Here is a 23,441-nt window from a genome sequence, read left to right as displayed (position 1 = left end):
TGTTCACTATGTTAAGTATACTAAAAAATTGAAATTACTAATATATTAAAAATTTACTATTCAACTTTTCTCCACTTGCCGTTTTAAATGGAAAGAGGCATTCTGACTAAAATCGGTTTATGACGGAATGCTGGGAATCGAGTGCTGGTGCGGGGCAAGCATTTTGTTCGCAAGGAACGATGTGTTGATGTACGATAATAAAGGGTCATTTATCCTAGCAGCCGACATAAATAAGCAACAAAATAGACAAAAATCCGTCACATAGCGCGGGACTTTTTAGGTATTTTAGGCTTTATTTTTGAAATGAATCGTTGTAAAGTACTTAATATGAACCAGTCAGAGATTGTGTCATTTGGTCAGTCTAGCAATCTTGCATCATATTGAACGACTTTTTGACACATTTGTGAAATATTGAACAATATTTTTTTCATCTATTTTGTGAATTACTGATCAAAGTTTTGGTTCTATTTGTGAAGTAGTGAGCAAATTGACAGTTTCAACCGGAAATGGAGGAGAAAGCATGAGTGAATTGGTATTAGCCCGCATACAATTTGCATCAACAACGTTGTTTCACTTCTTGTTTGTGCCGATGTCTATCGGGCTTGTGTTTATGGTTGCGTTGATGGAGACTCTTTATCTTGTAAAGAAAAATGAGCTGTATCTCAAAATGGCAAAGTTTTGGGGGCACTTATTCTTAATAAATTTCGCAGTCGGTGTTGTAACGGGGATTTTGCAAGAATTCCAGTTTGGATTGAACTGGTCAGATTACTCCCGTTTTGTCGGAGATGTATTTGGCGCTCCGCTTGCGATTGAAGCATTATTGGCGTTTTTTATGGAATCTATTTTTATCGGATTATGGATTTTTGGCTGGGACCGCCTGCCGAAGAAAATTCACGCTCTCTGCATATGGCTCGTATCATTCGGAACGATCATGTCATCTTTCTGGATTTTAACAGCAAACTCCTTTATGCAGGAGCCGGTCGGCTTTACGATCAAAAACGGCCGCGCGGAAATGAATGATTTTGGCGCGTTGATTACAAACCCTCAGCTCTGGGTTGAATTCCCGCACGTCATTTTCGGTGCGCTTGCCACTGGAGCTTTCTTTATTGCCGGAGTGAGTGCTTTTAAACTGCTGAAGAAAAAAGAAGTGCCGTTCTTTAAGCAATCTTTTAAACTCGCAATGATCGTCGGCCTTTGTGCCGGTCTTGGCGTCGGCCTTAGCGGACACATGCAGGCTGAGCACTTGATGGAATCACAGCCGATGAAAATGGCTGCCAGTGAAGGCCTATGGGAAGACAGCGGTGACCCTGCTGCTTGGACCGCTTTTGCGACGATCGATACAAAAAATGAAAAAAGCTCAAATGAAATCAAAGTTCCTTATGCCTTGAGCTACTTGGCTTATCAGAAATTCAGCGGAAGTGTCAAAGGGATGAAAACCCTTCAGGCTGAGTACGAAAAAATATACGGAAAAGGCGACTACATTCCGCCAGTGAAAACGACATTCTGGAGCTTCCGCATCATGGTTGGCGCAGGCGTTGTCATGATTCTTGCTGCGTTAGGCGGCCTCTGGCTGAACCGCCGCAAAAAGCTTGAAAACAGCAAATGGTATTTGCGCATCATGATTGCTTTGATTTCCTTCCCGTTTCTTGCGAACTCCGCGGGCTGGATTATGACAGAAATCGGGCGTCAGCCTTGGACGGTCATGGGCTTGATGACAACGGCTCAATCCGTGTCGCCTAACGTAACAGCGGGCTCCTTGTTATTCTCAATCATCGCATTCGGTGTGATGTACATGATTCTGGGCGCGCTGCTTGTCTTCTTGTTTATCCGTGAGATTAAAAAAGGTGCGGAGCATGATAATCATCATGATGTGCCTGTATCAACAGATCCATTTAGTCAGGAGGTATACCATGGCATCTCTTCATGATCTTTGGTTTATACTCGTTGCTGTATTGTTTGTAGGATTCTTCTTTTTGGAAGGCTTTGATTTCGGGGTCGGCATGGCGACCCGTTTTCTTGGCCATAATGAATTAGAACGCAGAGTGCTGATCAACACGATCGGGCCGTTCTGGGACGCGAATGAAGTGTGGCTTTTGACTGGCGCAGGCGCCATTTTCGCGGCATTCCCAAATTGGTATGCAACGATGCTGAGCGGTTATTACATTCCGTTTGTCATAGTGCTGCTTGCGTTAATGGGCCGCGGGGTCGCGTTTGAGTTCCGCGGCAAGGTGGATCATTTAAAATGGGTAAAGGTTTGGGACTGGGTCGTTTTCTTCGGCAGTCTGATTCCTCCGTTTGTGCTTGGTGTGCTGTTCACGACATTATTCCGCGGAATGCCGATTGATGCCGATATGAACATTCACGCGCACTTATCTGATTATATCAATGTATATTCTATACTTGGCGGTGTGACGGTAACACTTCTTTGCTTCCAGCATGGATTAATGTTTATCACGTTGCGTACGATTGGTGATTTGCAAAACCGCGCCCGGAAAATGGCGCAAAAGATAATGGGTGTTGTTTTTGTAGCGGTTCTTGCCTTCGCGGCCCTTTCTGCTTATGAGACAGACATGTTTACACGCCGCGGCGAGATTACAATACCGCTTGTTGTTTTAATTGTCATCTGCTTTATGCTTGCAGCTTTATTCATCCGCAAGAAAAAAGACGGCTGGACATTTGCGATGACAGGCGCGGGGCTTGCTCTGACCGTAGGAATGATTTTCATTTCATTATTCCCTCGGGTGATGGTCAGCTCGATTCAAAGCGCGTTCGATTTAACAGTAGCTAACGCTTCTTCCGGTGATTATTCGCTAAAAGTCATGTCAATTGCAGCATTAACGCTATTGCCGTTTGTAATCGGCAGCCAGATCTGGAGCTATTATGTCTTCCGGAAGCGCGTCAGTCATAAGGAGCCTATGACTTATTAATGGGAAAAGACCTGTTTCGATATAAAGGAATGAAGCGGATTCTCACCGTGATTACTTGTTTAACGCTGATTCAGACAGCCGCCATTATTATGCAGGCAGAGTGGCTGAGTGAAGCTGTAACCGGGCTTTTCAACGGGAAGAGCATTGCCTCCCTGTTTCCGGTGATCGGCTTTTTCCTCATCGCTTTTGTCGCGCGGCACGGGGTGACAGTGGCGCGTCAGAAAATCGTCTATCATTATGCCGCCCGGACGGGAGCTGATTTGAGGAAAAGCTTTCTCGATCAGCTGTTCCGCTTAGGCCCCCGCTTTGCAAAGAAAGAGGGGACGGGGCAAATGGTGACGCTGGCGATGGAAGGTATCATCCAGTTCCGCCGTTACCTTGAACTGTTTTTGCCGAAAATGGTCAGCATGGCGATTGTGCCTGCGGCAGTTGTCATTTATGTGTTTTTTCAGGATCAGACATCAGCCATCATTTTAGTCGCTGCTATGCCGATTCTGATCATCTTTATGATTCTCCTCGGCCTTGTCGCGCAGAGAAAAGCGGATCGTCAGTGGAAATCCTATCAGAGACTTTCCAATCATTTTGTTGATTCTCTTCGCGGGCTGGAGACATTGCGTTTCCTAGGTTTGAGCAAGTCACACAGCAAAAATATTTTCTATGTGAGTGAGCGGTATCGCAAGGCAACGATGAGCACACTCCGGGTGGCGTTTTTGTCATCATTCGCCCTCGATTTTTTCACGATGCTGTCGGTGGCGACAGTCGCAGTATTTCTGGGCCTGCGCCTTATTGACGGCGATATTTTGCTTGGCCCTGCTTTAACGGCGCTTATTCTGGCGCCTGAGTATTTTTTGCCGGTGCGGGAAGTGGGGAATGATTATCATGCAACGCTGAACGGCCAGGAAGCAGGAAAAACCATTCAAGAGATTTTGTCACAGCCTGGTTTTAAAGAAGAGACGCCGCTTCAGCTCGGAGCTTGGTCCGATCAGGATGAGCTGAAGCTGTCAGGCGTGTCAGTCGGCCGTTCGGTGTCTGATATTCATCTCTCATTCAAAGGCAAGAAAAAAATCGGCATTATCGGTGCAAGCGGCGCAGGAAAATCAACATTAATTGATATTCTCGGCGGATTTTTAGAGCCGGATGGCGGGATGATTGAGGTTAATGGTACAAGCCGGTCCCATTTGCAGGACGGCAGCTGGCAGAAGAACCTTCTTTACATCCCCCAGCATCCGTACATTTTTGATGATAAGCTTGGGAACAACATTCGCTTCTACCATCCAAGCGCTTCGGCAGAGGATACAGCCCGTGCTGCTGCGGCGGCGGGACTGGCGGAGCTGGTGGATAGCCTTCCTGAAGGATTAGAGGGGCGGATCGGGGAAGGCGGCCGGGCGCTCAGCGGCGGCCAGGCGCAGCGTGTCGCGCTGGCTCGCGCATTTTTGGGGAACCGCCCGATCCTGCTGCTGGATGAGCCGACCGCCCATCTTGATATCGAAACAGAATATGAAATAAAAGAAACGATGCTGGATTTATTTGGGGATAAGCTCGTCTTTCTCGCGACTCACCGCCTTCACTGGATGCTCGATATGGACGAAATTATCGTGCTGGACGGGGGCAGGGTTGCGGAAATCGGGACTCACAATGAACTGCTGGAGAAAAACGGTGTGTATACCAAACTCGTCAAGGCACAACTGGGGGAAAGAGCATGAAGAAAGAAGAATGGATTTTGCCGTATATCAAGCAAAATGCCCGCCTGTTTGTTCTGGTTATCTTTTTGGGCGCGGTGACGATTTTTTCTGCTGCTTTTCTCATGTTCACCTCAGGGTTTTTGATTTCTAAAGCGGCGACAAGGCCGGAAAACATCCTGCTCATTTATGTGCCGATTGTCGCAGTGCGCACCTTTGGGATTGCGCGCTCTGTATCGCGATATGTGGAACGGCTCGTCGGGCATCACATCATTTTGAAAATCGTATCCGACATGCGCGTCCGCCTTTACAATATGCTTGAGCCGGGTGCTTTGATGCTGCGTTCCCGTTTTCGCACGGGGGATATGCTCGGTATTTTGTCTGAGGATATTGAGCATTTGCAGGATGCTTTCTTAAAAACGATTTTTCCTGCGATCTCAGCCTTGCTCCTGTATGCTGTCTCAGTGATAGCGCTCGGCTTCTTCTCTTGGCCGTTTGCCATATTGCTTGCGCTTTATTTGTTTGTTCTTGTTGTATTGTTTCCGGTTGTGTCTTTGCTCGTGACGAGAGCGAAGAATGCGAAGCTGAAAAGCGGACGGAATGTGCTGTACAGCCGTCTGACAGATGCTGTGATGGGTGTCAGCGACTGGATGTTCAGCGGACGCCGGCATGCGTTTATTGATTCCTATGAAAAAGAGGAACATGATTGGTTTGAGCTTGAACGGAAAAAGCAACGCTTTATTAGATGGCGGGATTTTGCTGCGCAATGCCTTGTCGCCGGCCTTATTTTGCTGATGCTGTTTTGGACAGCGGGACAGCAAGCGGACGGCGAGCTCGCTAAAACGATGATTGCCGCTTTTGTGCTAGTGGTGTTTCCGTTGACGGAAGCCTTTTTGCCGCTTTCGGATGCCTTAGGCGAAGTGCCGGGCTATCAGGATTCTATCAGACGCATGAACAAGGTGGCTCCTCAGCCGGAGGCGTCACAAACTGAATCAGGGGATCAAATGCTCGATCTTCAAGATGTCACCTTGGCCTTTCGTGATGTGACGTTTTCTTATGACAACAGCAGCAAAGTGCTTGACAACTTTTCCTTTACGCTGCGCCAAGGAGAAAAAATGGCGCTGCTCGGCCGAAGCGGCTCTGGGAAATCAACATCGCTTGCATTAATCGAAGGAGCCTTGAAGCCAGATTCCGGTTCTGTAACGTTAAACGGAGTGGAGACAGCGCTGCTAAAGGATCAGATTGCGGATGCGGTGGCCGTGTTAAATCAAAAACCGCACCTGTTTGATACAAGTATTTTGAACAACATCAGGCTCGGAAACGGAGATGCAAGCGACGAGGATGTGCGCCGCGCCGCAAAGCAGGTCAAACTGCATGACTACATTGAGTCATTGCCTGACGGATATCATACCTCTGTACAGGAAACGGGCATCCGTTTTTCCGGTGGAGAGCGCCAGCGGATCGCACTTGCGAGGATTTTGCTGCAGGATACACCGATCATCATCCTCGATGAGCCAACAGTCGGCCTCGATCCTATTACCGAACGTGAATTGATGGAAACGGTGTTTGAGGTGCTGAAAGGAAAAACGATTTTATGGATTACCCACCATCTCGCGGGAGTGGAAGCGGCTGATAAAATCGTATTTCTCGAAAACGGCAAAACAGAAATGGAAGGAACCCATGAGGAGCTTCTGGCGGTAAACGAACGGTACAGCCGCCTGTATCACCTTGATGTTCCTGTAAAATAGAAGACAGCCCCTGAGGCTGTCTTTCATCGTGTCGACAAACCCTCGCATTCGTTGTCAGTCCTGCGCGTTGGTGCTCACGAATGATAACATTCGCTCCGCTCCAATGCTCGTCCTTTCTAGACTTCAAGGGTTTTCAATCACGCTGAAAAGATGACAACATCCTAAAACAAAAACCGTTTTAGGATGTTGTCAACAATCTGGAAGACAGCCCTAAAAGGCTGTCTTTTTTGTTTGAAAAAGAAAAGGGACAGGAAAAATAGGAAAAGAAAGCAGAGGAGGGATAGAGATGAATGTTCCATATTGGACGGAAGAGCATGTAAGGGCCACGCTTCCTGAAAGAGATGCGGAGAGCCATAAAGGCACGTACGGTACGGCTTTGCTGCTGGCGGGAAGTGACGACATGCCGGGCGCAGCGCTGCTTGCAGGGCTTGGGGCCATGCGGAGCGGTCTCGGCAAGCTTGTCATCGGTACATCAGAAAGCGTAATCCCGCTAATTGTTCCTGTTTTGCCCGAGGCGACCTATTGGCGTGACGGCTGGAAAAAGGCGGCGGGTGCTCAGCTTGAAGAGACGTACCGGGCCATTGCCATCGGATCGGGCCTTCCGCAAACGGAAAGCGTACAGCAGGCAGTCGATCATGTGCTTACGGCTGATTGTCCTGTTATTTTGGATGCCGGAGCGCTGGAGAAGCGCACATATCCGAAACGGGAGGCACCCGTCATCCTCACGCCGCACCCGGGCGAGTTTTCCCGAATGACAGGGATGCCCGTGAACGAATTGCAGAAAAAAAGAGCGGAATATGCAAAGGAATGGGCGGCTCAGCTGCAGACTGTCATTGTGTTAAAAGGAAACCAAACCGTCATTGCGTTTCCTGATGGAGACTGCTGGCTCAATCCAACCGGAAACGGGGCGCTCGCCAAGGGCGGAACCGGTGACACGCTGACGGGTATGATATTGGGGATGCTCTGCTGTCATGAAGATCCAAAGTACGCCATATTAAACGCGGTCTATTTGCATGGTGCGTGCGCCGAGCTCTGGACGGACGAGCACTCCGCTCATACGCTGCTCGCTCATGAGCTATCTGACATGCTGCCCCGCGTGTGGAAACGATTTGAATGATAAAAAAGCTGTCTTCAGAGAGAAGACAGCTTTTCTTGATACCCCGCCCGTTTTTTCAGACGCGGTTTCATTAATACATAGTAAAGCACAGAAGGCACGGCCAAGCCGATAATCCATGCGATGTCTCCGCCGCCAAACATTTTGGCAAGCGGTCCGATGTAAAAGCTTGTGTTGATAAACGGAATTTCCAGCAAGATAGACAGAACGAACGCAATTGTGGTGATCCAATTGACCTTTCCATAAGGCCCGTTTACGTCGAACATGGCTTTGACTTGATACTTTCCGTGGCGGACGAAGTAGTAATCGACTAAATTGATTGCCGTCCACGGAATTAAGAAATAACTGATGAAAAAGATAAAATTCAAAAACAGCTCCATAAAATTGCTCTGTCCCAGTAGGCTTAAGACTGTGCCGACAAGCGTGACACCCAGGATCATGATGATTCTGACTTTGGGCGTGACTTTTAATTTCAGAAACGGTTCCAGCGTTGTTGTCGTGGACATGAAAGCCCCATACAGGTTAAAAACATTGATCGCCATTTGCCCAAATAACACAATGATCAGCATAATAAACGAGAAGGGACCGAACAATTGGACAATCTGGCTGCCTGAGTTTGCCGTAAAGTCAGGCAGTGAGGTTGTCAGCAATGCGCCGAGCAGCATCATCCAGATGGAGCTGACAGATGTACCTGCATAGCTGTACCAAAATGTTTTTGAAGCCGGTGTTTTAACTGGCAGATATCTTGAATAATCGGCAACATACGGCGCGTAGGCAAGCTGCCACGTCGCAACTGCGCTGACTGCCACCAAGAAAATTGGCAGATCAATCGCTCCGGGAATCCAGCTGCCTGCCGGAATCGGCAATTGAAAAATGAGAATCGTTGCAGCAAAAAATACAGCAAAAGAGGTCCAAGAAAGGATTTTTTGCATTTTGTGAATCAAATCATGGCCGAAAATGGTGAGTAAAAAACATACGGCGCTTAAGCCTATAATGCTCCATGATCCCGGGATGGGAACAAAGCTGCTTAAGGTTCCGGCCGCCAGAATCGTGCTGCTTGCGAAGAAACCAAGGTAGATAAACATGACTAAGAAGAGGGGAAGAATCGCTCCGATTACGCCGAATTGGGCACGGCTTTGAATCATTTGCGGGATGCCAAGCTGAGGGCCTTGCGCGGAATGAGACGCCATAAATATGGCACCGATTAAGGTTCCGCAAATAATAGCGGCAACACTCCAAAACAGATTAAGTCCCATTGCAACGGGAATCGTGCCAGTCACTAACGTGGTGATATGCATATTAGCCCCGAACCATACGGGAAATAAATCTTTCGCTTTACCATGTCTTTCTTCATTCGGAATATATTCAATCGTTCGCCTTTCTACTTTCAATGCATCGTCCTCCATATTGGATGTTTTTTTGAAATCGACATAAAGTCATAGCTTAACAGACTATGAGGGGGTTTACAAATAAGGATATGCAGCCAAACGGCCGGGAAGCTTGATCTGTCAATGGCTGAAAAGAATTGTAAAAAAGATGAACGCTTTTGAATCCGGTGTCGTCTCATAAGGCAGAAAAACAAAAAAGGGGGGATCACGGTCATTGGATACACATGAAGAACAGCGGCTGATCCAGCAGGCGAAAGAGGGAAACGACGAGGCGTTTACAGCCCTTTTCCACTATCACTATTCTTTCTTATATAAATACTTGTTAAAGCTTTCCCTTCACCCTGATCTCAGCGAGGAACTTGTTCAGGAAACCTTTCTGAAAGGGTACATCCATTTAAGAAGCTTTCAGGGCCGTTCAAAATTCTCCACATGGCTGATCTCCATTGCATCGCGGCTCTATCTCGATCACCAGAAAAAGAGAAAGAGAGAATGGAAACGGAATCAGACAGTTACGGAGGAAACAATCCGCAAGATCAAGTGGGACGTGTCAGTGAAAGGGGCAGAATGGAGCGAGACGCTTGATCTGTTTTCAAAGCTGGACCCTAAACTGCGCACACCGGTTTTATTAAGGCATTACTACGGCTATACCTACGCCGAAATCGGAGTGATGCTTCAAATCAAAGAAGGCACTGTAAAATCCAGAGTTCATAAAGGGCTCCAGCAAATCAGAAAGGAGTGGAACGATGAATAAAGAAAAGCTTTCAATTCATTTCAAATCAGAATTGCAGAAAATTGATCAAACAGCCAATCCCTCTATACCAGATCAAAAAGAACTGCTTTACCAGCTGTTACAAATGAAAGCTGAACGCAGAAAAAAACTGATGAAAGAGATCATCTTATTTGTATTCTGTGCGCTGATGGTTGTGAGTGCGGCAATCCTGGCATTCACTCAAGCTCCTGCTGTGTTTATTGTGCTTCAGGTTTGTGTGCTTGCGGTGTTGCCGATTTTGATTGCGGCTGAGAAAAAAAGGCATCTCGGCGAATGTGAGGTGAAACGCAGATGACACAAACAGAAATTGTCATAACGGTTGCGGCTTGTCTCGTCGTATTGTCACAGGGAATCTTTTTATTTATTGATGCGAAAAAACGTAATCGCATGGCATGGGTTTGGGGGATTGTCGGATTGATTCAAGCACCGATGCCTCTGATTTGTTATTACTTTTTTGTCATTAGGCCGGATCGGAAGAAAAGGGGGATCAAGCAATGAATATTTCTTGGGAAATGATTTTGCCGCTGATTGTATTACAGCTGGCTTTGGCGGTGTTTGCCCTCATCAGCTGTATAAAAGAAGAGCGGACGAACGGACCAAAGTGGATGTGGGCTGCAATCATCGTATGTATCAATATTATCGGGCCGATTTTATTTTTCACCGTCGGCAGAAAGCAAAGGTGAGCTGGCATGCTGTCTATTGAGTCATTATGCAAAACATATCGGCATCATGAAGCTGTAAAGAATGTCAGTTTTCACGTGAATGAAAACGAGTGTGTCGCACTATTAGGTCCCAATGGAGCCGGTAAAACCACAACACTGCAAATGCTTGCCGGGCTGCTTTCGCCATCCTATGGAACCATAAAGCTGTTAGGGGAGAAAAAGCCGGATCGGCGTTTGATTGGGTACCTCCCGCAGTATCCAGCTTTTTATTCGTGGATGACCGCAAATGAATTTTTAACATTTGCGGGGAGACTGTCCGGTCTTTCGAAGAGAAAATGCCAAGAGAAAATCGGCGAGATGCTGGAATTTGTCGGTTTGCACGAAGTGGCGAACAAAAGGATCGGGGGCTATTCAGGAGGCATGAAACAAAGACTCGGTCTGGCACAGGCACTGCTCCATAAACCGAAGTTTTTGATATTGGATGAACCGGTGTCTGCTCTTGATCCGACAGGGCGGTTCGAGGTGCTGGACATGATGCGGGAGCTGAAAAAGCATATGGCCGTTCTGTTTTCTACACATGTTTTGCACGATGCAGAGCAGGTGTGTGATCAAGTGGTGATTATGAAAAACGGTGAAATTTCATGGAAAGGCGGGTTACAGGAGCTGAAACAACAGCAGCAAACGAACGTTTTTACTCTTTCAGTGAAAGAGAAGCTGGAAGGTTGGCTTGAAGAGAAGCCTTACGTCTCAGCTATTGTCTATAAGAATCCGTCCCAAGCTGTTTTCGAGCTGCCTGATATACACGCTGGCCGGTCATTATTAAGTGACTGTATCCGAAAGGGATTGACCGTCACCCGATTTGAACAGAAAACGGAGTCTCTAGAAGACGTCTATCTAAAGGTGGTGCACGCATGAAGGTGATGATGGCGCTATTGCAGAAGGAGTGGCTGGAAGGATGGAAAAGCGGCAAGCTGATTTGGCTGCCGATTGCGATGATGATCGTCGGGCTGACACAGCCGCTGACCATTTATTATATGCCGGAAATCATCGCACATGGAGGGAACCTTCCTGACGGCATGAAAATCAGTTTTACGATGCCCTCCGGGTCTGAAGTGATGGTCAGCACGCTTTCTCAATTCAACACGCTTGGCATGGCTCTGGTCATCTTTAGTGTGATGGGCAGTGTAGCCAATGAAAGAAATCAAGGGGTAACAACGCTGATTATGTCGCGGCCTGTGACGGCAGCCCATTATATCGTGAGTAAATGGCTCATCCAAAGCGTGATCGGCATTATGTCGTTTACAGCTGGATACGGGCTTGCTTATTATTACGTTCGGCTGCTGTTTGGGGACGCATCATTCAGCCGCTTTGCCGCAAGCCTTGGCCTTTACGCGCTTTGGGTGATATTTATTGTGACCGCCGGCCTTGCCGGAAGTACGATATTCCGGTCTGTCGGAGCAGCAGCCGCTTGCGGGATCGGGCTCACAGCAGCCGTTTCCTTTGCTGTTTCACTATTTCCAGATGGTGCGAAGTGGCTTCCGGCTGAGATTTGCAAGCAGGCGGAGCATATCCTTCTTCATGGAGAGCGGGCAGATTTTTTCGGATGGTCACTCACTTTCTCCATTCTGTGCATCATGCTTCTGGCCGTGTTTTCTGTGTGGCGATTCCGGCGGTATGAAAGCTATTAATTGATCATGTTACGTTTTTGCGCGAGCATCACAAAAAAGGCGGCAAATGCCAGAAACCCGGCTCCATAAAAAACTCCCGCAAGCCCGACAAGCTGTGCGATTTTTCCGGCAAGAAGGGGCCCGAGGAAGATGCCTAGCGCATAAAATGATTGATAAAACCCCATCACTGACATTTTTAAACGGGCAGAACTGATTTCGACGACATGGCTTAGCAGCAGAGGAAAAACGAAACCGAGCGCCAGTCCGATACAGGCGTGTGTGATGCAAACCGTGAACAATGCAGCTGAAAAAGGGACGTATAGCAAACAGACCCCGGTGACAGCGAAACTAATGAGCATCACGGAGTAAGCGATACGGCTTGTAAAGCGCAGAAACACAAAGCTTAATGTGGCGGCTGCGTGTGGGAGGAAAAAGGCGCTCATCACCCAAAGCAGCTCCGCGTCGCCCATTCCGAGCTGATTCATGTAAAGCGGCGTAAAACCAAACACTGTGATAAATAATACGGCATGGGCCGCCATAGACAGGATGGTGAAAAGCTTCAGCTTTGGCAGCCGCAATGTATCTTTAATGTACTGATTGACACGAATGGTGTCACGGTTTGCGGGAGGAGCAGACGGATCCTTAATAAAGCAGCAGATCACCAGGCCTGCGGCAGAAGCTGCCAGCGCCATCCAAAACGGGACCTGTCTTCCTAAGTGGGCTGCGGCGAGCCCGCAGAACACAATGCTGGCAAACTGAGGCATGACGGTAAAAAATTGCATGATGCCCATTGCTTTTGATGCATTGCCATTGTTGAAATAATGTGCGTATAAGATGGTCGCCATCACCCACATAGAAGCAGTGATTCCCGCGAAAAGCCGGGCGGCCAGCACGAAGAAGAAAGAATCAAACATCAGAAAAAGCAGGCTGCTGAGGACAGAAAAGCCGAACCCGGAAATTAACAATTGCTTGCGCAAGGAAAATAGGATGTCTGACAAAAGGCCGAGTGGGAATCGCAGAAGGATTTGCGTGACCCCGTAGCTGCCGAGAATGATGCCGATTGCGCCATATGAAAAGTGCAGATCCTCCAAATACAGACTGAATACAGGAACGTAAATATAGCCTGAAAACCAGAAACAAAATACCATGCATAAAAAAACGGCGTGATCTAAAGCGCCGATTGTTTTTTTCTGAGGAATCAAGTCCTGCTGTAATTCCATCGTATCTCTCCACCCCTTTCCTTCCAGTACAACACAATTGTTGAAAGCGTTTCAATAGAAAAATAAAAAAACAGGGCTTCAAAAAAAGCCCTGTTCGCTGTTGTTAATACGGATCAGATGGGTGGCTCTCCTGTTCAGCCTGCTTTGCAGCCTGTTCCGTTTCAGTTGTGCCGATCGGCCCGTTGCTGTTGTTTTCGGAAACCTTTTTTAGCCCTTCTGCTACGCGTTTTCCGTAGTCAGGATCAGCTTTTGTGAAATTCTCAATCATTTGATCCTGAATTTCTTTTCGGCACGTAGAAAGCGTATTCACCAAATTCGTAATCAATTCGTTCCGCTCAAATTCAGTAAATCTCCGGTACGTTTCTCCAGCCTGTCCGAAGTTGTTTGTTCTGTCAATCGCTTCACGCTTTACATCACCTTCGACATGCGGCGTATGGTCTTTTCCGTCCTGCTTCGCTTCCTTCAGCCCGCCCATAATGGATGGCTCATAGTTGACGTGCGGGTTTTGTCCTTCTGCTCTATCGACCCGATATTGCATTTGCCCGCCTTCCTGGTTGGTGGCGACATGCTTTTTCGGCGAGTTGATCGGGAGCTGCAGGTAATTTGCGCCTACACGGTAGCGCTGCGTATCAGAGTAGGCAAACGTCCGTCCCTGAAGCAGTTTGTCATCGGAAAAATCAAGCCCGTCGACAAGCACCCCCGTTCCAAATGAAGCTTGCTCCACTTCCGCATGGTAGTTTTCCGGATTTTTGTTCAGCACCAATTTGCCGATCGGTTTCCATGGGAAATCGTCTTTATACCACAGTTTTGTCGGATCAAGAGGATCAAAGTCCAGTTCAGGATGCTCATCATCGCTCATGATTTGAGCATACACTTCCCACTCTGGATAATCGCCATTTTCAATCGCGTCATATAAATCCTGTGTGGCATGGTTAAAGTTTTTCCCTTGAATCTCTTCTGCTTCCTTCTGTGTCAGGTTGCGGATGCCCTGCTTCGGTTCAAAATGGTATTTCACGAGAACGGCCTTGCCCTCCTCATTCACCCATTTATAGGCATGTACGCCTGAACCCTGCATTTGCCGGTAGTTGGCCGGAATGCCCCAAGGCGAAAACAAGAAGGTGATCATGTGTGTCGCTTCAGGAGATTGAGAAATGAAATCGAAGATACGTTCACCATCCTGGATGTTGGTCACTGGATCAGGCTGAAATGCGTGTACAAGATCCGGAAATTTCAGCGGGTCGCGGATAAAAAAGATTTTCAGGTTGTTTCCGACCAAATCCCAGTTTCCGTCTTCTGTATATAGCTTTACAGCAAAACCGCGCGGGTCTCTCAATGTTTCAGGCGAGTGTTTTCCATGATTCACAGTTGAAAAACGGACAAATGCCGGTGTTTTCTTGCCTTTTTCCTGAAAGAGTTTGGCCCGTGTGTATGTTGAAATCGGTTCGTCTCCGAAGCTTCCGTACGCTTCAAAATATCCATGTGCACCTGCTCCCCTGGCATGAACAACCCGCTCTGGGATGCGTTCCCGGTCGAAGTGGCTGATCTTTTCGAGAAAATCATAGTTCTCAAGTGTTGTAGGCCCTCTATTCCCGACGGTTCTCACATTCTGGTTGTCAGTAACAGGATGCCCCTGCCTATTCGTTAAGGTATCCTCTGACTCGTTTTTCCCGGAGGTCTTATGAGAAAGCGTTTCCTCGCTCCCTTGGGCATTTGATTGGTGCTGCTTGTTTTGATGATCATCTTTCAATGGTTGGCCCTCCTTTTTTGAACGGTAACAATATTCCCTGAATGGAAAGATTTTAAAACAGCCGTTTTTTTTGATCTGCTTCGGGAATGGTACAATGTACAAAAATCGGTAAAAGGAGAGGTCGATTCGTGACAAGAGAAAAAAATCCGCTGCCCATCACGTTTTATCAAAAAACCGCTCTTGAGCTTGCCCCATCGCTTCTGGGCTGCCTTCTTGTAAAAGAAACAGACGAAGGCACAGCGTCAGGCTATATTGTGGAAACAGAGGCCTATATGGGGGCTGGAGACAGAGCGGCACACAGTTTTAACAACCGCCGGACGAAGCGGACTGAGATCATGTTTGCAGAAGCTGGGCGGGTATATACATATGTGATGCACACCCATACATTGCTGAATGTCGTTGCCGCGGAAGAGGATGTCCCGCAAGCGGTATTAATCAGGGCGATTGAGCCGCATGAAGGCCAGCTGTTAATGGAGGAGAGAAGGCCGGGCAGGAGTCCGAGGGAATGGACAAACGGGCCTGGAAAGCTGACGAAAGCGCTTGGCGTCACGATGAATGACTACGGACGCTGGATCACGGAACAGCCGCTTTACATCAAAAGCGGGTACACACCGGAAGCAATTTCAACAGGCCCGCGCATCGGCATTGACAACAGCGGGGAGGCACGCGATTATCCATGGCGTTTCTGGGTGACGGGAAACAGGTACGTGTCGCGTTAGCATGTTTAAGGAAGAGGCAATCAGGGGAATGGTTGAGAAAAAAGAAGGGAGAATCGGAGCTTTGAAAAAGATGATCAAAACCGTTATCAAATGGGCACCGGTCATTTACCCGATTGTTCGAAAAATCATGAAGGACCGAAAGGCGTCTAAACAAAAGAATATGTCCGCATCTAGAACAGCCGGCTGATCCCGGCTGTTTTTTTATAGGTCAGTTTTCCCTCTAGTCCTCCGGATGTTCATTGACTTGCCATTCTCTCCATTATAGAATTTATATACATTTCGCATCCCTTCATCATCCTTTCTGCCTATTCACTGAATCCCTGCATCTACTAGATAGGAGGTTTTTCTCATGCTTCATGGGCGACTTCGTGATATTCTGCGCTTGCTGATGGCGGCTGAAGCCCCGGTGACAAGTTCGTTTTTTGCCGCGCAATTAAACGTAACGACGCGGACAGTCCGCAATGATATAAAGGAACTGCAAGGTGTGCTAAGCGGCCACGGTGCCTTTGTACAATCTGTAAGAGGCTCCGGCTACAAGCTCCGCATTGATGACGAGCAAGTATTCAGAACACTGCTGCAAGATGTATTTCAGCAAAAAAAGGGCCTGCCGGTATTGCCGGAGGAGAGAATGGCCTATCTTATGAAACGTCTGCTGCTGGCGGACCATTATCTCAAGCTCGATGAACTTGCTGAAGAACTATTTATCTCAAAATCTACACTCCAAACGGATTTAAAGGAAGTAAAGAAACGTCTGCTGCCTTACCGCATTGTCATGGAAACACGCCCGAATTACGGCTTCAAGCTGCGCGGGGACGAGGTGCAGATGAGGTACTGCATGGCGGAGTACATTGTTGATGAAAGAGAAACGGAGATAGATGTTTTAAATGAAAAGGCTGATATTTTGCCAAAAGAAGAAATTGAGATCATCCGTTCCGCCATCTTGAAAAAAATGAAAAACGACCGCATCCCTCTGTCCAACATGGGACTGAATAACCTCATTATCCATATTGCTATCGCCTGTAAACGGATCAGAACGGAAAACTATGTATCTCTTTTCCCGAAAGATATGGATCATATCCTGCATCAAAAAGAATACCGGGCTGCAGAAGCCATCGTAAAAGAGCTGGAATCAGCGCTTGCCGTTACGTTTCCGAAAGACGAGACGGCCTACATCGCCATGCATCTCCTTGGCACAAAACGAATGACACAATGCGGAGAGGACACATTTTCAATAGAAGAAGAAACCGATCAGCTGACACTTGCCATGATCAAAGCTGTTGATCGTGAACTGAAGCTTGGCATCCTGCATGACAAAGAGCTGAAAATCGGCTTGGCCCTGCATATGAAGCCGGCGATCAGCCGCAACCGATACGGCATGAATCTTCGAAATCCGATGCTCGCAGCGATCAAGGAACATTATCCACTCGCTTTTGAAGCCGGGATCATAGCCGGAATCGTGATAAAGGAACAAACGGGTATTGAGATTCATGAAAACGAAATTGGATATTTGGCCCTCCACTTTGGCGCCGCGATTGAACGAAAAAAAACAGAAAGTCCGCCGAAACGCTGTATCATTGTATGCGCATCGGGTGCCGGAAGCGCCCAGCTTCTGCGCGAAAAACTGCGTTCCCATTTCGGCAAGCGGCTCGATATTCTTGGAACGGCTGAATATTATAGTCTTGATCAAATGTCCTACGAATCAATTGATTTTGTCATCAGCACCATTCCGATTAAAAAAGAGCTCCCTGTACCAGTACTGAAGGTTAACACCATCTTAGGCGGAACTGACTTTACAAAAATAGAATCTATTCTGAGTGATGAAAAGGAAAAAGCCAATCGCTACCTAAAAAAAGAACTCGTTTTTTTTCAGGAGGATCTGCGCTCAAAAGAAGAAGTGATTCAATTTTTAGGGCAGAAAGCGGTCGAATGCGGCTTTGCCGATGAAGAAATCATAGATTCCATTTTTGAAAGAGAAGACATGTCGCCTACGTGTTTTGGCAATCTTGTTGCCATCCCGCACCCGCTTGTTCCACAGACGAAAACAACGTTTTGGGCCGTTTGTACGCTCAAAAAACCGATCGATTGGGAGAGTCAGCGAGTTCAATTTGTCTGTCTGCTTTGTGTCGAAAAGGAGAACAAAGCGGATTTGCAAAGCATGTATAAACTGCTTGGCAGCATTTTGGATGACCCGGCGGCGGTGAACCAGCTGGTCAAATGCCGTTCATATCAAGAGCTTTCGGATGTGTTTGACCAAAAAATGCTGAGCTGACAGCCTGTATATACCTTTTTTCCGTTGCCTGCGGAAAAACCCTGAGTGTTTATGAAAGCGATTTCATAATATGATGATAGCAACAGCAGGACATTACAAAATTGATCAAACTCTAGGGGGTCTTTTACATGAATATATTACTCGTTTGTGCAGCAGGCATGTCTACTAGTTTACTGGTGAGCAAGATGGAAAAAAGTGCGCAGGAACAGGGAAAAGACTATACCATTTGGGCAGTTTCAGGCGATTCTGTACAAAATCATATCGATAAAGCGGATGTATTGCTTCTCGGTCCGCAAGTCCGTTACATGCTTCCGCAGCTCAAAAAATTAGGAGAGTCAAAGGGGGTTCCGGTAGACGTCATTAATACCGTCCATTATGGCACGTGCAACGGGGCGGAAGTGCTGAAATCAGCTGAACAGCTTGGACATGTGTCATAGAGAGGGGCGGGCTATGTGAATAAAGTCAATCAGATCTTAGAAGAAAAGGTCATGCCTATAGCGGGAAGAATTGCGGGACAGCGTCATTTGCAGGCGCTGCGTGATGGTATCATCCTCACGATGCCCCTGATTATCATCGGTTCCTTTTTCCTCATCATTGGCAACCTCCCGATCCCGGGATACGCTGAGTTTATGGCAAAAACGTTTGGCAGCTCGTGGTCTGAAAAACTGGCCTACCCAGTCGACGCGACCTTTGAAATTATGGGTCTTGTCGCCGCGTTCGGCATCGCCTACCGGCTCGCCGAGAAATACGGCGTTGATGCCTTGTCGGCCGGAGCCATTTCCCTTGCGGCATTTTTATTAGCAACACCTTATCAAGTGCCGTTTATGCCGGATGGCGCGACGAAAGAAATCATGGTTGGCGGCGGGATTCCGCTTTCGCTCATGGGAAGCAAAGGCCTGTTTGTCGCCATGATTATCGCAATGGTGTCCACAGAGATTTACCGCCTCATTATCCAGCGCAATTTAGTCTTCAAAATGCCGGACGGTGTTCCGCCGGCGGTAAGCAAGTCATTTGTCGCGTTAATCCCCGGCTTTGCCGTTATCTTCCTGATTTGGGCAGCCCGGCTGATTGTTGAAGCGACACCGTTTGAAAGCCTTCATAACATTGTAAGCGTTTTATTGGGGACTCCGCTTTCCATTCTGGGAGGAAGCCTTGGAGGAAGCCTTGTCGCCGAAGCCGTCAAAATGCTTTTATGGGCCTGCGGCCTTCACGGTGCAAACATTGTCGGCGGCGTCATGGCACCGATTTGGTACGGCGCAATGGATGCCAACCGAATCGCATTCCAAGCCGGTGAGGAGCTTCCTAAGATTTTCACCCAGCAATTTTTCGATATCTGGGTCAATATCGGCGGAAGCGGCGCCACATTGGCACTGGTTGTCACGATGTTCCTGCGCGCCCGAAGCAAACAAATGAAGCAGCTCGGGAAGCTTGCGGTCGGCCCGGCCATCTTCAATATTAACGAACCGATTATATTCGGTATGCCGATCGTCATGAACCCAATGCTCTTACTTCCGTTTATCATCACGCCGCTTGTCACAGTGACACTCACGTACATCGGAATGAGCACCGGCCTTGTCGCCAAACCGGCGGGTATCGCAGTGCCGTGGACCATGCCGCCGATCTTTTCAGGCTACTTGGCGACAGGAGGAAAAGTCTCAGGCGCGGTCATGCAAGCCATTAATATTACCGTGTCCTTTGTTGTCTACTATCCATTCTTCAGAATGTGGGATAAGCAGAAGCTGAAAGAAGAAAACGATCTGGAGCTGGTCCAAACGCCTGCAGCATCAGATGACAAAGAAGCGGCTCTGTAGAGAAAGGAAGTGAATCGCGTGAATGAGGAAATGGAACAAATCATTTTTCAAATCATCCTTCACGGAGGAAACGGTAGGAGCTCCGCAATGGAGGCCATTACCGCTGCGAAAAGCGGTGACGCAGAAGAAGCGCGGAAAAAGCTTCAAGACGCTGCTGAAGAATTGTCAAAAGCCCATCATTATCAGACAGAGCTGATCCAAAATGAAGCGGGCGGAGAAAAGACGGAAATGACGCTTCTGATGGTTCATGCACAGGATCATTTAATGAATGCAATGACAGTGAAGGATATGGCTGCAGAGATCATTGAGTTATATGAAAAAATCACCGAGCAAAGGGGAGCAAGCATATGACAAAAGGATTGAAGATTGTAACGATTGGCGGAGGTTCAAGCTATACGCCCGAGCTAGTGGAAGGGTTTATTAAACGGTATGATGAGCTGCCTGTGCGCGAATTATGGCTCGTCGATATCCCTGAGGGCGAAGAAAAGCTGAATATTGTCGGCACACTCGCCAAACGGATGGTTGAAAAAGCTGGCGTCCCGATTGACATTCATCTTACGCTCGACCGGAGAAAAGCGCTGAAAGACGCAGACTTTGTCACGACTCAATTTCGCGTCGGACTTTTGCAGGCAAGAGCAAAGGATGAGCGCATTCCACTAAAATACGGAGTGATTGGCCAGGAAACAAACGGCCCGGGAGGCCTGTTTAAAGGATTGCGCACAATTCCGGTCATCCTTGAGATCGCAAAGGACATAGAAGAGCTTTGCCCGAACGCTTGGCTTGTTAACTTCACAAACCCTGCCGGCATGGTAACAGAAGCCTTGCTTCGCTACTCCAACCTGAAGAAAGTCGTCGGTCTCTGTAATGTTCCAATCGGCATCAAAATGGGCGTAGCCAAAGCGCTTGATGTAGATGTGGACCGCGTAGAAGTCCAATTCGCCGGACTGAACCATATGGTATTTGGGCTGGATGTTTTCTTGGACGGCGTAAGTGTGAAGGAGCAAGTCATCGAGGCGATGGGCGACCCGAAAAACGCGATGACGATGAAAAACATCTCAGGCGCCGAATGGGAACCGGATTTCTTGAAAGCGCTTAATGTCATCCCTTGCGGCTATCACCGTTACTATTTCAAAACAAAAGAGATGCTGGAGCACGAACTGGAAGCATCACAAACGGAGGGCACCCGCGCTGAAGTCGTACAGAAGGTCGAAAAAGAGCTGTTCGAGCTTTATAAAGATCCAAACCTTGCGATTAAACCGCCGCAGCTGGAAAAACGGGGCGGAGCTTACTACAGTGATGCAGCATGTAACTTAATCAGCTCCATTTATAATGATAAACATGACATTCAGCCGGTGAACACGATCAATAATGGTGCAATAGCGAGTATTCCAGACGATTCCGCAGTTGAAGTGAACTGTGTGATGACGAAAACCGGCCCTAAGCCAATTGCTGTCGGCGACTTGCCGGTGTCTGTCCGCGGCCTTGTCCAGCAAATCAAATCCTTTGAACGTGTCGCGGCAGAAGCGGCAGTTACAGGTGACTATCAAACTGCACTCCTTGCCATGACGATTAACCCGCTTGTCCCGTCCGATACTGTGGCCAAACAGATTTTAGACGAAATGCTGGAGGCGCACAAAGCGTATCTGCCGCAGTTTTTCAACAAAATTGAAGCGTAAAAAAAGCCGGCCTGTACTGGGCCGGCTTTTTTCTTACTTGCTTTCAGTCAGCGCTGCGACTTCGGTCGTCCATCCGAATTCGTCTGCGACAGCGCCTTTTTGAATGCCTGTAATCGTGTCATATAGTTTTTTTGCGATTTCCCCTGTTTCGCCATTGTTAATTGACAGTGTTTCATCCTGCCAAATCAGCTCGCCTACTGGGGAAATAACTGCTGCTGTACCAGTTCCGAAGGCTTCTTCCAGGATGCCGTCTTTATGGGCTTGGATGACCTCATCGATCGCAATTTTTCGTTCTGAAACTTGAAGGCCCCAATGCTTAAGCAAGGCGATGACTGAATTGCGCGTAATGCCTTCCAGGATGGTTCCGTTCAGCATCGGCGTTACGATTTCACCGTTGATTTTGAAGAAGATGTTCATGCTTCCGACTTCTTCGATGTATTTCTTCTCAATGCCGTCCAGCCAAAGCACTTGGGAAAATCCTTTCTCTTCGGCGACCTGCTGCGCTTTTAAGCTTGAAGCGTAGTTCCCTGCGGTTTTAGCATTTCCTGTTCCGCCTTTTACCGCACGGACAAATTCACTTTCAACAGCGATTTTGACCGGCTTAATGCCTTCTTTGTAATAAGAGCCGACCGGAGAAAGAATGATCAAGAGCTTATACGTATGAGATGCCGCAACACCAAGGAAAGGCTCGGTTGCGATGATGAACGGACGGATGTAAAGGGACGTGCCCTCCGCATTTGGAATCCAGTCTTTATCAATTGCGACAAGCTGCTTTAAGCCTTCAAGAACCTGTTCTTCATCAATTTGCGGGATGCAGAGGCGGTCGTTTGATTGATTCAGGCGTTCCATATTTTTTTCCGGTCTGAAAAGCAGGACATGGTCATCCTCTGACACGTAAGCCTTTAACCCTTCAAACACGGTTTGGCCGTAGTGATAGACCATTGCGGCCGGATCCATTGATAAGGGCTGATAAGGAATGATTCTTGGATCGTACCAACCTTTATCTGCCGCATAGTCCATTACAAACATGTGGTCAGTAAACACTCTTCCGAACGAAAGCTGATTTGGGTCTGGTTTCGGTTTTTTTGTTGATGTCAATTCAACGCGAATCGTTTGTTTAGTCATGGTCAATCTCCCTGCTGTTAAATTGTTTATATTATCAAACTTATTTGAAAATAATTATATTCTATTGTATACCTTCAACAAATAATCGCAATAGGTTTGCTCAAATTTGTAAGAAATTCATATGAAAAAAGCAGGAGAAATTAATTCTCCTGCGTGTTCATTTGCTCGAATAACCTGTCATAATCGGCGCGAGTGGCATCCCGAAGACCTTCAACACGTTCATTTGTAATCTCCTGTTTGCCTTCCTTCAAGCCGTCCAAGAAATATTGAACATATTCTTCAGATGAAATGCCCCGGTACGTCAGGCCTTGTTTATCGCGTGATTTTTGGTTTAAGCCCGTGTCCACCATAGGCGGTGCCATTTCAATCACTTCCACGCTCGTGTCACGGAGCTGGCGTCTGAGCGTAAGCGAGAACGAGTGAAGTGCTGCTTTTGTTGCGCAGTACACCGGATAAACAGCTAACGGGTTAAACGCAAGCCCGGATGTGACCTGAACGATTGCCGCCTCAGGCTGCTTCATCAAATGAGGTGTGAAAAGGGCGGATAAATGGACAGGAGCTTGGAAATTAAGTTCAATTTCATCGCCGTCCACAAAAAGCTCCTCTGTCCCTTTTTTAAAGTCAATTTCCTTTTGAATGCCGGCGTTGTTGACGAGAACATTCAAGTTCGGATATTCCTTTAAAGCCCATTCATACAATGCTTCCCGCTGCGAACGGTCTGCAACATCACATTGCTTTGTATGGATGTTTGGGAGCTGCTGCTTCGCTTCTGCAAGACGTGCTTCGCTGCGTCCGCAAATGATAACTTCATTGCCGAGCTCCAGCAGGCGCTTGGCAAGTTCAAGCCCAATGCCAGCAGAACCCCCTGTGATTAAAACCGTATTGCCTGTCATCTTCATTGGATGTAACACCTCTTAATT

General features: G+C 47.6%; 23 protein-coding genes. 18 read left to right on the top strand and 5 right to left on the bottom strand.

Annotation, left to right across the window (positions count from 1 at the left end; translation table 11 throughout):
• Window positions 1-520: 520 nt before the first annotated feature.
• From cydA to MHH79_RS19970, 5 genes are all read left to right on the top strand, one after another.
• Complete coding sequence (cydA, locus tag MHH79_RS19990; protein ID WP_003243795.1) at window positions 521-1,927, top strand: cytochrome ubiquinol oxidase subunit I; 1,407 nt, start codon at window positions 521-523, stop codon at window positions 1,925-1,927.
• On the top strand, window positions 1,911-2,927 hold the full coding sequence (gene cydB, locus MHH79_RS19985; RefSeq protein ID WP_063334882.1) for a cytochrome d ubiquinol oxidase subunit II: 1,017 nt from the start codon (window positions 1,911-1,913) through the stop codon (window positions 2,925-2,927). Before cydA ends, cydB begins: the two co-directional genes overlap by 17 nt.
• Window positions 2,927-4,630 carry a thiol reductant ABC exporter subunit CydD gene (cydD, locus tag MHH79_RS19980; RefSeq protein WP_063334881.1) on the top strand — a complete coding sequence of 568 codons (1,704 nt, stop codon included), beginning with the start codon at window positions 2,927-2,929 and terminating at the stop codon, window positions 4,628-4,630. Before cydB ends, cydD begins: the two co-directional genes overlap by 1 nt.
• Window positions 4,627-6,354: a thiol reductant ABC exporter subunit CydC gene (cydC, locus tag MHH79_RS19975; protein WP_063334880.1), complete on the top strand. Its 1,728-nt coding sequence runs from the start codon at window positions 4,627-4,629 to the stop codon at window positions 6,352-6,354. The genes cydD and cydC overlap by 4 nt, the downstream gene beginning before the upstream one ends.
• 286 nt (window positions 6,355-6,640) lie before the next feature.
• The gene (locus tag MHH79_RS19970) at window positions 6,641-7,471 is read left to right on the top strand and encodes an NAD(P)H-hydrate dehydratase (protein WP_251217808.1); all 831 of its coding nucleotides are present in this window, start codon (window positions 6,641-6,643) and stop codon (window positions 7,469-7,471) included.
• A gap of 14 nt (window positions 7,472-7,485) precedes the next feature.
• Here MHH79_RS19970 and MHH79_RS19965 read toward each other — a convergent pair whose 3' ends face one another.
• Window positions 7,486-8,859, bottom strand: a complete 1,374-nt coding sequence (locus MHH79_RS19965; RefSeq protein ID WP_003244111.1) for a cytosine permease — start codon at window positions 8,857-8,859, stop codon at window positions 7,486-7,488.
• Window positions 8,860-9,070: 211 nt separating this feature from the next.
• On the opposite strand from MHH79_RS19965, the gene sigY reads away from it, so the two are divergent.
• From sigY to MHH79_RS19935, 6 genes are read left to right on the top strand one after another with little or no spacing between them, the layout of a single operon-like run.
• Window positions 9,071-9,607, top strand: a complete 537-nt coding sequence (gene sigY / locus MHH79_RS19960) for an RNA polymerase sigma factor SigY (RefSeq protein ID WP_015385028.1) — start codon at window positions 9,071-9,073, stop codon at window positions 9,605-9,607.
• On the top strand, window positions 9,600-9,920 hold the full coding sequence (locus MHH79_RS19955; protein WP_047183402.1) for a YxlC family protein: 321 nt from the start codon (window positions 9,600-9,602) through the stop codon (window positions 9,918-9,920). Before sigY ends, MHH79_RS19955 begins: the two co-directional genes overlap by 8 nt.
• Window positions 9,917-10,123 (top strand): sigma Y negative regulator YxlD, encoded by a 207-nt coding sequence (gene yxlD, locus MHH79_RS19950; RefSeq protein ID WP_015385026.1) that lies wholly within the window; start codon window positions 9,917-9,919, stop codon window positions 10,121-10,123. Before MHH79_RS19955 ends, yxlD begins: the two co-directional genes overlap by 4 nt.
• Window positions 10,120-10,308 carry a sigma Y negative regulator YxlE gene (gene yxlE, locus MHH79_RS19945; protein WP_003227293.1) on the top strand — a complete coding sequence of 63 codons (189 nt, stop codon included), beginning with the start codon at window positions 10,120-10,122 and terminating at the stop codon, window positions 10,306-10,308. Before yxlD ends, yxlE begins: the two co-directional genes overlap by 4 nt.
• A gap of 6 nt (window positions 10,309-10,314) precedes the next feature.
• Window positions 10,315-11,202, top strand: coding sequence for an ABC transporter ATP-binding protein (locus MHH79_RS19940; protein WP_047183401.1), 888 nt, complete (start codon window positions 10,315-10,317; stop codon window positions 11,200-11,202).
• The gene (locus MHH79_RS19935) at window positions 11,199-11,975 is read left to right on the top strand and encodes an ABC transporter permease subunit (protein ID WP_047183400.1); all 777 of its coding nucleotides are present in this window, start codon (window positions 11,199-11,201) and stop codon (window positions 11,973-11,975) included. Before MHH79_RS19940 ends, MHH79_RS19935 begins: the two co-directional genes overlap by 4 nt.
• Here MHH79_RS19935 and MHH79_RS19930 read toward each other — a convergent pair.
• Both MHH79_RS19930 and katX read right to left on the bottom strand, forming a co-directional pair.
• Window positions 11,972-13,174: an MFS transporter gene (locus tag MHH79_RS19930; protein ID WP_047183399.1), complete on the bottom strand. Its 1,203-nt coding sequence runs from the start codon at window positions 13,172-13,174 to the stop codon at window positions 11,972-11,974. The genes MHH79_RS19935 and MHH79_RS19930 overlap by 4 nt on opposite strands.
• Before the next feature lie 103 nt (window positions 13,175-13,277).
• The gene (katX, locus tag MHH79_RS19925) at window positions 13,278-14,921 is read right to left on the bottom strand and encodes a catalase KatX (RefSeq protein ID WP_063334875.1); all 1,644 of its coding nucleotides are present in this window, start codon (window positions 14,919-14,921) and stop codon (window positions 13,278-13,280) included.
• A 128-nt stretch (window positions 14,922-15,049) separates the two neighbouring features.
• On the opposite strand from katX, the gene MHH79_RS19920 reads away from it, so the two are divergent.
• The 7 genes from MHH79_RS19920 (at window position 15,050) to licH (ending at window position 21,396) form a co-directional block, all read left to right on the top strand.
• A complete protein-coding gene (locus tag MHH79_RS19920) occupies window positions 15,050-15,640 on the top strand; it encodes a DNA-3-methyladenine glycosylase (protein WP_063334874.1) in 591 nt (196 codons plus the stop codon).
• Window positions 15,641-15,668: 28 nt separating this feature from the next.
• Complete coding sequence (locus MHH79_RS19915; protein ID WP_009968374.1) at window positions 15,669-15,827, top strand: hypothetical protein; 159 nt, start codon at window positions 15,669-15,671, stop codon at window positions 15,825-15,827.
• Window positions 15,828-15,989: 162 nt separating this feature from the next.
• Window positions 15,990-17,909, top strand: a complete 1,920-nt coding sequence (licR, locus tag MHH79_RS19910; protein WP_063334872.1) for a transcriptional regulator LicR — start codon at window positions 15,990-15,992, stop codon at window positions 17,907-17,909.
• 128 nt (window positions 17,910-18,037) lie between these two features.
• The gene (gene licB / locus MHH79_RS19905) at window positions 18,038-18,346 is read left to right on the top strand and encodes a PTS lichenan transporter subunit IIB (RefSeq protein WP_003218755.1); all 309 of its coding nucleotides are present in this window, start codon (window positions 18,038-18,040) and stop codon (window positions 18,344-18,346) included.
• Window positions 18,347-18,361: 15 nt separating this feature from the next.
• Complete coding sequence (gene licC / locus MHH79_RS19900; RefSeq protein WP_251217805.1) at window positions 18,362-19,720, top strand: PTS lichenan transporter subunit IIC; 1,359 nt, start codon at window positions 18,362-18,364, stop codon at window positions 19,718-19,720.
• An 18-nt stretch (window positions 19,721-19,738) separates the two neighbouring features.
• Window positions 19,739-20,071, top strand: a complete 333-nt coding sequence (gene licA, locus MHH79_RS19895; RefSeq protein ID WP_340034850.1) for a PTS lichenan transporter subunit IIA — start codon at window positions 19,739-19,741, stop codon at window positions 20,069-20,071.
• Complete coding sequence (gene licH, locus MHH79_RS19890; protein WP_003244285.1) at window positions 20,068-21,396, top strand: 6-phospho-beta-glucosidase LicH; 1,329 nt, start codon at window positions 20,068-20,070, stop codon at window positions 21,394-21,396. The genes licA and licH overlap by 4 nt, the downstream gene beginning before the upstream one ends.
• A gap of 33 nt (window positions 21,397-21,429) precedes the next feature.
• Here licH and MHH79_RS19885 read toward each other — a convergent pair whose 3' ends face one another.
• Together MHH79_RS19885 and MHH79_RS19880 are read right to left on the bottom strand one after the other, a co-directional pair.
• On the bottom strand, window positions 21,430-22,521 hold the full coding sequence (locus tag MHH79_RS19885) for a branched-chain amino acid aminotransferase (protein WP_015385020.1): 1,092 nt from the start codon (window positions 22,519-22,521) through the stop codon (window positions 21,430-21,432).
• A 140-nt stretch (window positions 22,522-22,661) separates the two neighbouring features.
• Window positions 22,662-23,420, bottom strand: coding sequence for an SDR family oxidoreductase (locus MHH79_RS19880; RefSeq protein ID WP_100505971.1), 759 nt, complete (start codon window positions 23,418-23,420; stop codon window positions 22,662-22,664).
• Window positions 23,421-23,441 lie beyond the last annotated feature (21 nt).

Source organism: Bacillus sp. FSL K6-0993 (genome assembly GCF_037977205.1).
Taxonomy (GTDB): domain Bacteria; phylum Bacillota; class Bacilli; order Bacillales; family Bacillaceae; genus Bacillus; species Bacillus subtilis.
Note: the sequence above shows the minus strand (reverse complement) of the source record. Positions and strands in the feature narration are given on the sequence as shown.

Excerpts from the sequence above, each read along its gene's own strand:
- cydA (WP_003243795.1), top strand. The coding sequence starts at position 521 with ATGAGTGAATTGGTATTAGCCCGCATACAATTTGCATCAACAACGTTG.
- cydB (WP_063334882.1), top strand. The coding sequence starts at position 1,911 with ATGGCATCTCTTCATGATCTTTGGTTTATACTCGTTGCTGTATTGTTT.
- cydD (WP_063334881.1), top strand. The coding sequence starts at position 2,927 with ATGGGAAAAGACCTGTTTCGATATAAAGGAATGAAGCGGATTCTCACC.
- cydC (WP_063334880.1), top strand. The coding sequence starts at position 4,627 with ATGAAGAAAGAAGAATGGATTTTGCCGTATATCAAGCAAAATGCCCGC.
- MHH79_RS19970 (WP_251217808.1), top strand. The coding sequence starts at position 6,641 with ATGAATGTTCCATATTGGACGGAAGAGCATGTAAGGGCCACGCTTCCT.
- MHH79_RS19955 (WP_047183402.1), top strand. The coding sequence starts at position 9,600 with ATGAATAAAGAAAAGCTTTCAATTCATTTCAAATCAGAATTGCAGAAA.
- yxlD (WP_015385026.1), top strand. The coding sequence starts at position 9,917 with ATGACACAAACAGAAATTGTCATAACGGTTGCGGCTTGTCTCGTCGTA.
- yxlE (WP_003227293.1), top strand. The coding sequence starts at position 10,120 with ATGAATATTTCTTGGGAAATGATTTTGCCGCTGATTGTATTACAGCTG.
- MHH79_RS19940 (WP_047183401.1), top strand. The coding sequence starts at position 10,315 with ATGCTGTCTATTGAGTCATTATGCAAAACATATCGGCATCATGAAGCT.
- MHH79_RS19935 (WP_047183400.1), top strand. The coding sequence starts at position 11,199 with ATGAAGGTGATGATGGCGCTATTGCAGAAGGAGTGGCTGGAAGGATGG.
- MHH79_RS19930 (WP_047183399.1), bottom strand. The coding sequence starts at position 13,174 with ATGGAATTACAGCAGGACTTGATTCCTCAGAAAAAAACAATCGGCGCT.
- MHH79_RS19915 (WP_009968374.1), top strand. The coding sequence starts at position 15,669 with ATGGTTGAGAAAAAAGAAGGGAGAATCGGAGCTTTGAAAAAGATGATC.
- licR (WP_063334872.1), top strand. The coding sequence starts at position 15,990 with ATGCTTCATGGGCGACTTCGTGATATTCTGCGCTTGCTGATGGCGGCT.
- licB (WP_003218755.1), top strand. The coding sequence starts at position 18,038 with ATGAATATATTACTCGTTTGTGCAGCAGGCATGTCTACTAGTTTACTG.
- licH (WP_003244285.1), top strand. The coding sequence starts at position 20,068 with ATGACAAAAGGATTGAAGATTGTAACGATTGGCGGAGGTTCAAGCTAT.
- MHH79_RS19885 (WP_015385020.1), bottom strand. The coding sequence starts at position 22,521 with ATGACTAAACAAACGATTCGCGTTGAATTGACATCAACAAAAAAACCG.
- MHH79_RS19880 (WP_100505971.1), bottom strand. The coding sequence starts at position 23,420 with ATGAAGATGACAGGCAATACGGTTTTAATCACAGGGGGTTCTGCTGGC.